The organism is Croceitalea sp. P059, assembly GCF_031846365.1.
Classification (GTDB): domain Bacteria; phylum Bacteroidota; class Bacteroidia; order Flavobacteriales; family Flavobacteriaceae; genus Croceitalea; species Croceitalea vernalis.
In genome coordinates, this window is the sequence record NZ_JAVRHW010000002.1 from 354904 (window position 1) to 367737 (window position 12834).

Annotated in this window: 14 protein-coding genes; 2 read left to right on the forward strand and 12 right to left on the reverse strand. The window is 37.5% G+C overall.

The window, feature by feature from the left end; all coding sequences use genetic code 11:
• Nucleotides 1-699: 699 nt before the first annotated feature.
• Complete coding sequence (locus RM542_RS07940; protein WP_311385203.1) at nt 700-2001, reverse strand: hypothetical protein; 1302 nt, start codon at nt 1999-2001, stop codon at nt 700-702.
• A gap of 62 nt (nt 2002-2063) precedes the next feature.
• A complete protein-coding gene (locus RM542_RS07945; protein ID WP_311385204.1) occupies nt 2064-2381 on the reverse strand; it encodes a hypothetical protein in 318 nt (105 codons plus the stop codon).
• Between the two features lie 287 nt (nt 2382-2668).
• Between RM542_RS07945 and RM542_RS07950 the strand changes: the two genes are divergently transcribed.
• Nucleotides 2669-3175, forward strand: a complete 507-nt coding sequence (locus RM542_RS07950; protein ID WP_311385205.1) for a YceI family protein — start codon at nt 2669-2671, stop codon at nt 3173-3175.
• Here the strand turns inward: RM542_RS07950 and RM542_RS07955 are convergent.
• The 10 genes from RM542_RS07955 to RM542_RS08000 all read right to left on the reverse strand — a co-directional run bounded on the left by RM542_RS07955 (nt 3150) and on the right by RM542_RS08000 (nt 11771).
• A complete protein-coding gene (locus RM542_RS07955) occupies nt 3150-3515 on the reverse strand; it encodes a hypothetical protein (protein ID WP_311385206.1) in 366 nt (121 codons plus the stop codon). The two genes, RM542_RS07950 and RM542_RS07955, sit on opposite strands and share 26 nt — an antisense overlap.
• A gap of 169 nt (nt 3516-3684) precedes the next feature.
• On the reverse strand, nt 3685-4110 hold the full coding sequence (locus tag RM542_RS07960) for a hypothetical protein (protein WP_311385207.1): 426 nt from the start codon (nt 4108-4110) through the stop codon (nt 3685-3687).
• Nucleotides 4107-4361, reverse strand: coding sequence for a phosphopantetheine-binding protein (locus tag RM542_RS07965; RefSeq protein WP_311385208.1), 255 nt, complete (start codon nt 4359-4361; stop codon nt 4107-4109). Before RM542_RS07965 ends, RM542_RS07960 begins: the two co-directional genes overlap by 4 nt.
• 3 nt (nt 4362-4364) lie before the next feature.
• Nucleotides 4365-5639, reverse strand: coding sequence for a beta-ketoacyl-[acyl-carrier-protein] synthase family protein (locus tag RM542_RS07970; protein WP_311385209.1), 1275 nt, complete (start codon nt 5637-5639; stop codon nt 4365-4367).
• Entirely contained in the window at nt 5629-6087 is a 459-nt protein-coding gene (locus RM542_RS07975) for a hydroxymyristoyl-ACP dehydratase (protein ID WP_311385210.1), read from the reverse strand. The genes RM542_RS07970 and RM542_RS07975 overlap by 11 nt, the downstream gene beginning before the upstream one ends.
• A gap of 8 nt (nt 6088-6095) precedes the next feature.
• Nucleotides 6096-6884, reverse strand: coding sequence for an SDR family oxidoreductase (locus RM542_RS07980; protein WP_311385211.1), 789 nt, complete (start codon nt 6882-6884; stop codon nt 6096-6098).
• Between the two features lie 2 nt (nt 6885-6886).
• Nucleotides 6887-7942, reverse strand: a complete 1056-nt coding sequence (locus RM542_RS07985; RefSeq protein WP_311385212.1) for a type III polyketide synthase — start codon at nt 7940-7942, stop codon at nt 6887-6889.
• Between the two features lie 3 nt (nt 7943-7945).
• Entirely contained in the window at nt 7946-8656 is a 711-nt protein-coding gene (locus RM542_RS07990; protein WP_311385213.1) for a methyltransferase domain-containing protein, read from the reverse strand.
• On the reverse strand, nt 8656-9774 hold the full coding sequence (locus tag RM542_RS07995; RefSeq protein WP_311385214.1) for an NAD(P)/FAD-dependent oxidoreductase: 1119 nt from the start codon (nt 9772-9774) through the stop codon (nt 8656-8658). Before RM542_RS07995 ends, RM542_RS07990 begins: the two co-directional genes overlap by 1 nt.
• 20 nt (nt 9775-9794) lie before the next feature.
• Nucleotides 9795-11771 (reverse strand): dehydrogenase E1 component subunit alpha/beta, encoded by a 1977-nt coding sequence (locus tag RM542_RS08000; protein ID WP_311385215.1) that lies wholly within the window; start codon nt 11769-11771, stop codon nt 9795-9797.
• A gap of 111 nt (nt 11772-11882) precedes the next feature.
• Here RM542_RS08000 and RM542_RS08005 point away from each other — a divergent pair, with 111 nt between their 5' ends.
• The gene (locus RM542_RS08005; RefSeq protein ID WP_311385640.1) at nt 11883-12833 is read left to right on the forward strand and encodes a 2-oxoglutarate and iron-dependent oxygenase domain-containing protein; all 951 of its coding nucleotides are present in this window, start codon (nt 11883-11885) and stop codon (nt 12831-12833) included.
• Nucleotide 12834 lies beyond the last annotated feature (1 nt).

The window sequence follows — 12834 nt, forward strand, 5'->3', positions numbered from 1 at the left end:
TGTTTCCAAAATTATCTGTAAGCCTTGATTTTTTTGTTTCTTTTTTTATCAAGAAAAAAAGATAAATAAAACCTTACTGGTTACCATGTTGAAAGTCTATTTTACATAATGTTAGAAACACGCTCAAAAAAATTATAAACAAGACGAGAGGTTAGCAAGGGCTAAGAATTTTGCTCGCAGAGAAAATTTTAGCTGTTGCGGCAAGCTACCGTGAATGTCGTAGAAAAAAATCTTCCACACATTTCCTCGAATACACGAATTTTGAATGATTCTAAAAGGCTAGCTTTTAAATGGCGTTGGCAAGCGATGGCAAATTGTGTTTAAAATAAATTGCCTGAGCAATTTGATTTTAAAAAGCAATCGAGCGCTTGGTAGCGGCTATTTTACATAACGGCTAATTATGGTACAAATGAAAATATGCGTCGCAGACACCGCTTAAAAAAGTTTAATGACCCTGTTCTAAATTTTAATTGATTCTCAGAGGGTTAAGGGATATTTTACATAATATAGAATTATGAATTACAACTAAAGTGTTGACCCTGAAATACTTATGTTTATTTTTGTGTCATAATTTATATTATGTAAAATAGAATATTTAAGACTTCAGAAATCTACGCCCCATCTCACCGACTTTTTAAATCATCCTACTGGATAATCCAAAAAGCTCGTGTATATAAAATAGAATTATTTAGAACTAAACTATTCCTTCCAAAACGGAAAACTCATCCAGCCGTCAGAAACCTCTAGACTGTCTTTTCCATAACGCCGGTTTACATTTACAACGTTTCTTCCCATTTTAACGGTATCAACTGCGATATATGCTAAATAGCCTTCTTCGTCCGTCTTTGGATGCGTATACCGATTCCATCGTACAGAATCCAGTACTTTTTCATTCAATACTACCTCAAACATGGTATTTAAGGTCTTTTGGTATTTGATACGTTGTTCATCAAAAAAAGCACTTCGTATAGCGTCATTTTCAAAACTGGGTATTTCCTTTTTAAAATCTAAACTGTTAAGTACGCTATCTTTAAAACTATCAAACCAAAACCAATGCACCACAAATAACTTTAAATGCTTGTCTTTAATAAGCTCACTCTGTATGCCTCCCCTATAAAACACTTCATTTTTCTTTAAATGATCTTCATAATAGCGATTTTTCATGCTATATATGGTTTTCTGCTCATAGGTTTTACGGTCATCGAATACCTTGACATTAAAAGTACCCCCATAAAAGAAAGCTCCTAGTTGATTAACGGATATTAAAGTAGCCATTACAATGTAAAAAACACCAAAACTTACTAAAATCCATTGTTTGCTATTAGATCTGAGGATTAAAAGCTCTCTTTGGTATAAAAACGAGCCACTACAGTAGTAATAAAGTTTATTTAAAAGTGATAAACTCTTGTCGATAACTGGCTTACCAGTTTTAGTTGCTAATCGCCCCAAAACGCCCAAATGCGCTAAGAGCACCACCCCTGCTAAAGTATAATTATAAGTAACGTTGTAGACTAAGCTTTCTAATTCTAACACTTCTAATAAAAAAGCATCGATAAGTAAGCATACCAAAAGGGTACTTATGACGAGCATGGCAAATAGTATTGCAAAGCTAAAACTTAAGCTGGCCCATTTTTCTAAAGTTTCTAAACGGTTCTTGCGGCTATACCGTGCTTTGAGGTTCTTTTTTCGGTCATCGCTTAGCTTGAGTTTATCATAGTTGACTCCATTTGGGTACCAGTTGTAAATAGCCATATAGGCTACCCAGATGGTTCGTAATAATAAATTAGCCCCAAACCCTATAAGTAAAGTTCGGGTGAGAATATACAGTCCAAAAAAGAGAATTATTTGGTAGTGGTCAAAATTCAGAATAGGTTGTGTCTGAATAAAGAAATTTTTAAAGAAATCGGTACTTGTAAATAAGGTGTAGAATAAACCACCGGCGATGATAATCTCTAGCTGCCAGCTTATAGAACGGTACCCTAATGCATCATTGTCTTTCAAAAAACAAGTGTATACCCTAAATATACTCTACTTTTTTAAATACTAAAACTGTAGAGGCTTAATCAGCCTTTTTGAATGTCGAGTACATACCGTGCAATATCCCGATCTAGTTGCTTATAGCGCAGAAAAATAGTCTCAAATATGGTTTCAGATGTTTTAAAGTCAAACTGTTGCTCTTTTACTTTTTGGAGCAACTCCAATTGATCTAGGGTTAAGTCTTTTAATTCGGTTCTTAAATTCCTTAAACGTATAAAACCTTCATAGTCTTTCGGTTCATATCGGTATGATGTCATTTTTCTTTGAAGATTTAGTGCACGATTATAATTTCGCTTTAAGCGAATTTCAAAGACATCATTTGTAACTTGAATGTTTGAAGACATGATAAATACTAGGTTTTTTGAACAATGAGACTACTTTAAAAGTACGAATTTTCTTCGTAAGCTTCAAGCGGAAATATGAGAATTACTAAAAGATTAACATCTAGGCTTAAACTTGAACATATTGCTAATTAATGGTTTAAAAATCATTAATTCTAAGTCTTGCAGTCCCTTTGCTCCCTCCTTTTGACCTGTTGCAGTAAAAAATTAATCCTACAGTTGCTTAATTAAGTGTTGTAAAAGGAATTCTGGAGTGATTTTTGTTCTAATTTTAAAAAGAAAAAACAGCAATGAACAAGACACTAATTCTATTCTTAATATTCGCTTATAGCATTGCTTTAAGCGCACAGAACAGCACTATTCAAAAAGCAAGCATTGACTTTGTGTTTGTAGATAAAGACGTTAAGGGTAGTATCTCAGGTTTTAAGTCCACCTCCAAGATTGATTGGAACAATCTTGACAATTCCTTTTTTGAAGGTTCTGTAGCCGTAGAAACGCTTGATACCAATAGCGGTCTTCGTAATTGGTCCTTAAAAAGTGGGAAGTATTTTGATAAAAGTGATTACCCACGTATCTATTTTAAAAGCTCGAAAATCACTCAGAAAGACCAGCAATACCTGGTTGAAGGTACTTTAACCATTAAAGACATTAAAAAACCTATCACCATTACGTTGAAGCAAGATGGTAATCAGCTAATAGGCACTACCTCGCTCTACTCCTACGATTATGATATTAAGATTAAAAAGAAAAGAGAAGAAAACCTGGTAAAGGTTACTTTTCGTTTTGAGCTAAAGTAACTGGTGTTTCTTCGACCTTATAGGCGTCAACAAACTTTTTCAAACGGGCTGAAAATGGATCATGAATAGCGTCATGCTTCAATTTATCGCGCATTTTGTCTTTGATGATACTCGAAGTATCTATAAGTACTAAAAGCTCTTTTCGCTTTTGTTGGTTTTGCTTTCTAAGTTCTGTACGCTCAGCGGCAGTCATGATCATTGATTTCTCAAATCGCTGCACCATTGTGCGATCGCTGTATTCTTTCTTCTTCTTCAGCATGGATTCTTTTGCACTGCTTTGGGCTGCTACACCACTCATCATCAATACGGCAAATGCAAATAACAGGTATTTGACTTTCATAGTAATTCATCTAGTGTTCTGGGATAAAAGTACTACTGGGTCATAAAGTGGCCTGAATTTCACCTAAAAAAAACCATTCACCGATCCAAATTAAAGGCTCGTCGACAATATTCTATTATTGGTCGAAGTTAGATTCTATAAAGTGTTGTAAATCAACGATGAAATGCAATCACTTTTTATTGAAAAGTTGATAGATTTTATGCACTCCCCAATTTCCTAAAGGAAAGTAAAGGGCAAAGAATAAGGCCATACCCAAACTGAAGTTTCGTTCATTAAAAAACTGGTCTAATATGTTGTTTGGATACGCGTAGGAAGTTTCTAGGGCATAACCCCCAAATTCAAGCAAGCCCATTGCTACTAATCCGTAAGCATATTGTGCGTGAAATGGTAATCCTCTTAAAAGCAGCGAAATAGGCACCATATATAGAATATAACAGGTAATGACCTGCCACCAATAGGTGAATTTGGCAATACCTACTTCTGCTCCGAACCAGTTCATGAGTAGGCCCCATGAAAAATAAACGATACAGTAGGTGAATATTAGTTTTTTATCAACCTTAAGTTTGGTTAAAGCCCAATTGTAGAATTCTTTCATTTGTCGCTTAGCTTAGTTTCAATAATGCTTAAGGCGTCTTTAACCGTGAGCATGCCATCCATGTCTTCATTCTCCAAACGAATATCAAAAGCATCTTCAACATCTAGCACAATGTCTACCAGATTCGCGGAGTTGATGTTTAATTCTGTCGTGAAATTGCTTTCGGGTTGAATTTGCTCCACCGAAACGTCATCAGGCAGGTATATTTTTACAATTTCTTTAAGGGTGTGGTACTTTTCTTTTTCTGTCATAATTTACTCCGTGTACGTGCTAAAAATGAGGCAGGCATTGACATCACCGAAACCAAAGCTTGCTTTTGCAATTATTTTTACTGGAAAATTAAGGGTTTTCTTTGGAATTTTATCGGTAGGAACAAGTTTTAAAATATCAGGATGTACATCTTCACAATTGGCATTTCTAAAAAGCACTTGTTGGTCCAATTGTAGCATCGTTCCCACACATTCAATACTGCCCGCTGCAGCTAAACAATGGCCTATTTGGCTTTTAAAAGAGTTGATATAGGGGAACTCCCCTCCTTTTCGTTGCAGCGCTTGCTTCCAGTTATCAATTTCAACAGGATCTTTAGAAGTTGCTGTCAAATGACCGTTTATAGCATCGATAGCATCGGCGCTAACAGCAGCATTGCTAAGCGCTTCTTGAATGCAGCGCTGCACGGCTGTGTTGTTGGGGGCTGTCATACTACCTCCAGCTCTTTGACCGCCGCTATTAACAGCACCACCGAGTATTTCTCCATAAATTTTAGCTCCTCGTTCTAAGGCACTTTCTAGGGATTCAAGAACCAAGGCCCCTGCCCCACTTCCAGGTACAAATCCTGCCGCGGTGGCACTCATTGGTCTACTGGCTGCTTCTGGATTGTCATTATAATTTCTTGGAAGTATGCGCATGGCATCAAATCCGCCCCAGACATAAGGTCCACTATCACTACAACTACCAACCAACATTCTTTTGGCTTTTCCCTCTTGAATGCGCTCAAAACCCATTAAAATTGCTTCCGTACCCGTAGTACAGGCCGAAGAATTGGTGGTAACTTGATTACCACAACCTAAAATACCTCCTAAATAAGCACTAATGCCGCTGGCCATGGTTTGAATGACCGAGGTGCTGCCTAATCGCCTAACATCGCCTTTATCTAGCTTGTAAATGGATTCCCTAAACTTATCTACCCCTAAGATTCCGGTTCCGAATATGATTCCGGCATCCCAATCGGGAGTCTCCGCAGTTGATTTCTCTAATGTGGCATCGTTCCAGGCATCAACCCCAGCGATAACACCATATAAAAGACCATTTGCGTTTAAATCTTTCAACTGAACTTTACTGAAGTATTGGTTTAAGTCAATATTTTCAATATTTGGTTTTCCAGCAATTTGACATGAAAAATTAAGCTCTTTTAATTCGCTGAAAAATTTGATGCCAGATTGTCCTGAATTTAAGGCTTTAGAGAAGTTCTCTAAACCTACGCCATTAGGCGCGCAAACCCCTAAACCGGTTACCACTACCCTATTTTTCATTTGGAGTCGCTTTAAACATTCCTGATAACAGTCCTTTGCAAACCAACTCTTCTTCTTGATTATACATTTTCACCTTGCACTTGAGCTTTTGAAACCTAAAATAGACCTTTTCAGACACTACCTGTACTTTCTCGCCAGGATAAACGGGCTTTAAAAACTCCATTTCAGCACTTGTAAATCCTATTTGCAAAGGTTTCTGTTGTTGGTCATTCAGGAGAAATATTCCTAAGCACACTAATCCAATCTGCGCACAGCATTCTGTGAGGATAACTCCTGGAGTTACCGGATGGTTTTTAAAATGCCCTTTATAGAAATCAGCTTCTTTGGCAAAAGTATAATCGCCTTGCACCCCATTTTCAGTGACTTGCCGTAATTCACCAACAAACAAGAAGGGTTCTTGATATGGCAAATGTTTTTTTATATAGCTGAATTCATTTTTATGCGTCATTCTAATCCTTATTGTAAACTCTCTCCGCCATCCGCTTTAATTACTGTGCCAGTAATCCATTGTGCTTCGGGTTGTGTCATTAAATAAACCACATCGGCAATATCTTCTGGAGTAGTAAGCCTTTTGTTCGGATTGCGTTGTAAAGCAGCTTGTTTTAAATTTTCGCTACCCGGTATCATCTGAAAAGACTTAGTATCTGTCACTCCAGCTTGAATACAATTCACTTTGAGTCCTATTGGTGCGAATTCTAAGGCTGCATTACGCATGATGGCTTCAAGAGCTGCTTTAGCGGCAGAGACTGCAGCGTAATTGGGCCAAGCCTTGGTATTGCCTTCGCTGGTAAACGCTATTGCTCTGGCGTCTTCTGACAACAGTTCATTTGTTACTAGTAATTGTAGCCAGTCGTGAAAAGAAGTAGCCATAGCATCAATAGTGAGATTAAAATCTTGATTTGCTAGAACCTCTTGGTCTTTTGAGAACATAGGCTTTAGATTGCCTTTGGCAATACTATGCACTACTAGTTTGATTTTATCGGACCCTAATTTTACCGCTATTTCATCTACAAGCTGTTGTTGTTTATTCCCATTTGTAGCATCAGCATTAAATGAAATCAGCTTCGAACCACTTAAAGTAATTTCTTGAAAAGAGGTATTAATCTGCTCTATATCAGTTCTTCTGTCTCTATGAATGATGATAATATTGAAATTATTGGCAGCCAACTTCTTGGCTGTAGCAAGTCCTAAGCCACTACTACCCCCGAGTATTAAAGCCCATTGTTTTGCAGTACTATTTTTCATTCCTACCATTCAATTAAAACTCGTTGTGCTGAAAACCCAGGACCAAAGCTTAGAATTAATCCTTGCTCTCCTTGCGCTATCTCTTTTTCTAAAAACCGTTCGAGCACGTATAGCACAGTACAGCTGCTCATATTGCCATATTCTTTAAGTACGGCTCTGGTTTCATCTATTTCCTTCCCTAATTTACCAAACAATTCCTCAACAGTTTGCACAATCTTTCTACCTCCAGGATGAAATATCAAGTGATTGACCTTCTCAATGGAGGAATCATGCTTTTTTAAGAAGGGATGGACGATATTAGGGAAATGGTCAGCAATTACTTCAGGGACCGAAGGGTCTAGAATCATTTTTAAGCCCGTATTTGTTAGGTCAAAGCCCATCATATGCGTAGCATCTTTAAAATGATACATTTCATCACCAATAATGCTTGGACCGTCGCAAGTTTCCTCGGATGATAACAAAACAGCAGCTGCGCCATCACCAAAGATAGCTGCACTTACCATATTTGCCATGGAATAATCATTAAGCTGAAATGTTGCTGTGGGACTCTCGACGGCTACAATGGCTGCTCTTTTACCAGGATTATTCTTTAAGAAATTAGCAGCGTAGATGAGTCCTGATACTCCAGCCGCGCAGCCCATTTCTGTAACTGGTAAGCGCACAACGTCTTGCTTTAAGCCTAATTCATTAATTAGAAAAGCATCAAGAGAGGGTATCATGATTCCTGTGCAGCTTACAGTAATAATGTAATCAAGACTATCGGCTTGCCAATCTGCCTTACCTAATGCATTTGTTAGTGCTTCAGAGCCTAGTTTTTTAACTTCACGAGTGTAAATAGCGTTCTTTTCTTCAAAGGAGGTGGCGTTAAAAACCTCTTCAATACTCATGATTCCGTAGCGTTTATCCACCCCAGCACCTTCAAATATCTTTACCACCTTTCTTCGAAACCGTTCCTCTTGGTTAGCAAGCCAAAGATTTACATATGGAATAATATCATCTGTTGTTCTTGTAAATTTTGGTAAAGCCTTGGAAACTGCTTTGATTTTTGCTACAGCCATATACTAATTTAGTCGATTCATTTGCATTACCCATACATACCGAAATGCCCATTTCCATTTTATGAGATGTTCTGCCTGAGTTAATTGTTTAGAAAAGGAGGTTAAATCACTTTTTTTAAAGCCCTTTCTAATTGAAATTAAACCATCAATTTTTGCGATTTCGGTTTTGATAAAAAAGAAACTGAAGAGTTTAAAAAGTTGGTAAGAAATTTTACTCCGTTCCAAATCATTGATTACAACACCAACTTTAGCTAAGGAAACAAACTTATTTAGAAAAACCTTGATTTGGTCGTTGGTAAAATGATGCATGGTTAGCGTGCAAAGGATAATATCGCAATCAAAATTGTCCTCAATGTCAAGAATGTCTTGTTTTATAAAACTGACATTGTTGTAGTCCGTTGCTTTGGACCGCGCAATATCAAGGACATCATCTCTTAGGTCTACCCCAATTAAGTTTAGACTAAAACCTTCATTATCAATAACTTTTGAAATTCTTCTAAGCATTTCACCGTCTCCACAGCCCATGTCTAAAATCGTATACGATTTTTTTGGATGGCTTCTAAGGAGTTTTTGAACTTCAGTTATGGTGATGCCGTAACCGCCAAGCAATTTATTGCATCTATTGATGTCAAGATAAGCTCGTTCGTACTTTTCAGCATCCATATTGGGGTCATCCATCAATTCGAGCTGAGTACTACGTGTAGCAAAATCCATTACACTAATATAGGCTTTCCGTGGGTACGCTTAATCATGAATTGCAACAATTTTTTAGATTTTGTGAGCGTTTTTAATGCAATTTTTGAACGTGCTTCATTCATTAAAACATGTTGTAGCTGCCTACCCATCCAAAGTCTTGAGGTAAATTGCTTTTTCCAGGCTTTGCTATACCTTTGCTCTAGAAGATGTCTTGATTTAGTGTGATACGCTATAAAGCAATCCGCTGCAATTTTTGCACTATGAATAGCCATGGCCATGCCATTGCCACAAAGCGGATGTATAAGGCCTGCACTGTCACCGCACATGATGATATGGTTTTCAACAGGGGCTTTTTTATCAAATGAAATTTGGGCGATACTGATTGGTTTTTTAAACACCGGTTTAGCATGCTGCAAAAAACGTTCTAGGTGAGGATTGCGCGATACTACCTGGCTATTAAACTCATGAACGTCTTTGTATTTTTTAAAACTGTCATAAGTGGCTAAATAGCAAAAGTTAACCAGGCCGTTCTCAGTTTTTGAAAGACCGCCGTATCCCCCATTAAAATTATGCAGCGCCACTACGTCATTCGGAAAGTTATCCAGTTCATAATGGCATTTAACACCAAGCCATGCCGATTTACGGTTTACAAAATCACGGTCTAAACTTTTATCAATAATAGAGCGCTTACCATGAGCTCCAATAACCCATTTTGACTGAAACTCATGGTTCTTTGAAGTCTTAACTGTGAATTGATTTTCTATAAAATTGATGCTTGTTGCCAAATCAAAAACAAAGACTACCCCCTCTTTTTGAGCGGTTTCATACAATTGTTCGTCTAAAGCGTATCTGCTGATACCGAATCCCCCTAAAGGCAGTTTTGTGGTAATGCTATTGCCGTGATGTGTGCTTAGCTCAAGAGTATTAATATCCGCGTAAGGAATCTTATCTAATGGAACACCAAGGCTTTTTAAATACGGCTTGACTTCATTGGATACATACTCTCCACAGACCTTGTGATTGGGATATTCATTTTTTTCTACAAGCAAAATATTAAAACCGGCCTGCTTTAGATGGATAGCAGCTGTTAATCCTGCTAATCCGCCACCAACAATAATCAGGTCATAATAATTCACGAATTGAATTTAGCTGTTTTCTAATAAGCTTGTAGCGCTTTCAATGCTTCCTCAAAGCGTTGTTTTGGTAAATACTCATTCTCTAAATTTTTAGCGAACGGCACGGGAGTTTCTAAACTTGCCACACGCTTAATGGGAGCATCTAAATATTCAAAACAGTGCTCTGTTACCTGAGCAGCTATATCGCTCGCGACACCGCCAAAAAGACTGTCTTCTTGCAGAATAATGAGTTTACCTGTTTTTTGTACCGATGCGTATATAGCGTCCCAATCCAGAGGTTGCAAGGTTCTTAAGTCAATTAGGTCGGCTTCTAGTTCTGGCATCTTCGTCAAGGTTTCCAAAGCCCAATGAACTCCTGCTCCATAAGTGACAATGGTTAGGGCTTGACCTTCTTTTATTAGGCTGGCTACCCCGAGTGGTAGGGTGTAATAATTCTCTGGAACATCACCATAAATACTTCTATACAAACCTTTATGCTCAAAAAACAATACAGGATTCGGATCATTAATAGCAGTAGTTAAAAGACCTTTAGCATCTATTGGAAAAGCTGGATACACCACTTTTAAACCAGGGGTTTTAGTAAACCAGGCTTCATTTGTTTGCGAATGAAAAGGTCCGGCACCAACACCACCCCCACAAGGCATTCGAATGACCACATCGGCATTTTGACCCCAGCGGTAATGTACTTTTGCTAGATAATTTACCACTGGATTAAATCCAGAGCTAACGAAATCTGCGAACTGCATTTCAACCACAGCCTTCATGCCATTAATGGATAGTCCCATCCCGGCAGAAACAATGGCCGACTCACAAATTGGAGTGTTGCGCACTCTTTGCTTCCCGAATTCTTTGACAAAGCCTTCTGTGATTTTAAAAACCCCACCATATTCCGCTACATCTTGCCCCATAATTACAAGATTGTCATGTGTAGACATCGCCTGTTTTAAACCTTCAGAGATAGCATCAACAAAGCGTATATTTTTTGTTTCTTTATTAGGTTTAATATATTTATAATCAAATGATTGGTATACATCTTCTAATTCTTTAGATGAACTAGATTCCATTGCACTTTCATTAAAAGCTAGTTCCAAACTTGTATTGATTTCATCTGTGATTTTTGACCTAAGAGCTTCAATTTCCTTTTTTGAAAGTAGTTCTTCGCCTAAAAGAAAATCTTCATAATTTGAAATAGGGTCTTTTTTGGCCCATTGCTTCATTAATTTCTCAGGAACATATTTGGTGCCACTCGCCTCTTCATGCCCACGCATTCTAAAAGTTTTAAATTCTAATAGTACCGGTCTTGGTCTTTTTCGAAGCGCTTTACAAAGCTCACTTACTTTTGAATAGACTTCAAGAATATTATTACCGTCTATAATGCGACTCTCCATTCCATACCCCTTTGCACGATCCACCAAATGCTCACAGTTATACTGTTCTTTGGTGGGTGTTGATAGTCCGTATCCGTTGTTTTCAATACAAAAAAGAACAGGTAAATTCCAAACTGAGGCAACATTTAAAGCTTCATGAAAGTCACCTTCACTTGTTGCCCCTTCGCCCGTAAAAACAGCAGTTACTCTTTTCTTTTTTTTGATTAAATCGGCTAAGGCAATTCCGTCTGCAACACCAAGTTGTGGACCTAAGTGTGAAATCATTCCCACAATCTTGTGCTCTTGTGAGCCAAAATGAAAGCTTCTGTCGCGACCTTTAGTAAAACCACTTGCTTTGCCTTGCCATTGAGAAAACAATCGATTTAAAGGGATTTCTCGTGTTGTGAAGACGCCTAGGTTTCTATGCATGGGAAGAATATACTCTTCGCTTTTTAAGGCTGCAGTGACACCAACGGAGATGGCTTCTTGGCCAATGCCGCTAAACCATTTTGAAATTTTTCCTTGACGAAGTAAAATTAACATCTTCTCTTCTATCATTCTTGGCTTAAGCATTAGTTCATAAAGCCTTAAAAGAGTGTCCTTATCAAAATCACCTACATGATATCGCATAAATACTATTTTCTACTTGCTAAAAGTAGTAAAAAAGCTAAGCAAGATGCTATTCAGAATAAAAGGTTAATGAAGATTGTTTAAATTTGAATGCTTAAAATCTTTTTCATTATGAATGCTATTCCAAGTGTAAATCTAGAAGACTTTATATCAGATAATCCGGAACGTAAATCCAAGTTTATTCAAGACATTGGAGGAGCTTTTGAGAATATTGGCTTTGTGGCCTTAAGCGGACATTTTCTTTCTGATGAACTAGTGCAACAATTATATGATGAAATTAAAAAGTTCTTTGCTTTACCTCAATCTAGTAAGGATTCTTATGAAATTCAGGGCATAGGCGGCCAACGCGGTTATACTTCATTCGGAAAAGAGCATGCTAAAGGTAAAAAAGAAGGAGATTTAAAAGAGTTTTGGCATTTTGGTCAATATGTGGAAGATAATCCAAAGTTAGCTCAAGAATACCCAGCAAATGTCATGGTTAATGAGTTGTCTGATTTCAATAGTGTGGGTGAAGAAACCTATAAAATGCTTGAAAAAACTGCTAAATATGTGCTTAGAGCCTTAGCCTTGCATTTAGATTTAGAAGAAACTTATTTTGACGAGTGGATTAAAAATGGCAACTCTATTCTACGACCTATTCATTATCCACCAATAACAAAAGAACCGCAAAACGCGGTCCGCGCGGCTGCACATGGTGATATCAATTTGATTACCCTTTTGATGGGTGCTCATGGTAAAGGGTTGCAGGTAAAAAATCATGAAGGAGAATGGATTGACGCTATTGCCCAACCGGACCAATTAATGATCAATGTTGGTGATATGCTTTCACGATTAACAAATAACCAATTAAAGTCAACCATACATCAAGTGGTGAATCCTCCAAAAGAATTATGGGGAACTTCAAGGTATTCTATTCCTTTTTTCATGCACCCAGTAAGTGAAATGCCATTAAACTGTTTGGAACACTGTGTTACTAATGAGAATCCGAAACAATTTGAAGATATTGCTGCCGGTGAATACTTAAATGAGCGTTTAATTGAATTAGGATTGGTAAAGAAATAGG

Bases quoted from the DNA above. Each gene is read 5' to 3' on its own strand.
- RM542_RS07950 (WP_311385205.1), top strand. From the start codon at position 2,669: ATGAACAAGACACTAATTCTATTCTTAATATTCGCTTATAGCATTGCT.
- RM542_RS07955 (WP_311385206.1), bottom strand. From the start codon at position 3,515: ATGAAAGTCAAATACCTGTTATTTGCATTTGCCGTATTGATGATGAGT.
- RM542_RS08005 (WP_311385640.1), top strand. From the start codon at position 11,883: ATGAATGCTATTCCAAGTGTAAATCTAGAAGACTTTATATCAGATAAT.
- RM542_RS08000 (WP_311385215.1), bottom strand. From the start codon at position 11,771: ATGCGATATCATGTAGGTGATTTTGATAAGGACACTCTTTTAAGGCTT.
- RM542_RS07960 (WP_311385207.1), bottom strand. From the start codon at position 4,110: ATGAAAGAATTCTACAATTGGGCTTTAACCAAACTTAAGGTTGATAAA.
- RM542_RS07945 (WP_311385204.1), bottom strand. From the start codon at position 2,381: ATGTCTTCAAACATTCAAGTTACAAATGATGTCTTTGAAATTCGCTTA.
- RM542_RS07985 (WP_311385212.1), bottom strand. From the start codon at position 7,942: ATGGCTGTAGCAAAAATCAAAGCAGTTTCCAAGGCTTTACCAAAATTT.
- RM542_RS07965 (WP_311385208.1), bottom strand. From the start codon at position 4,361: ATGACAGAAAAAGAAAAGTACCACACCCTTAAAGAAATTGTAAAAATA.
- RM542_RS07990 (WP_311385213.1), bottom strand. From the start codon at position 8,656: ATGGATTTTGCTACACGTAGTACTCAGCTCGAATTGATGGATGACCCC.
- RM542_RS07975 (WP_311385210.1), bottom strand. From the start codon at position 6,087: ATGACGCATAAAAATGAATTCAGCTATATAAAAAAACATTTGCCATAT.
- RM542_RS07970 (WP_311385209.1), bottom strand. From the start codon at position 5,639: ATGAAAAATAGGGTAGTGGTAACCGGTTTAGGGGTTTGCGCGCCTAAT.
- RM542_RS07980 (WP_311385211.1), bottom strand. From the start codon at position 6,884: ATGAAAAATAGTACTGCAAAACAATGGGCTTTAATACTCGGGGGTAGT.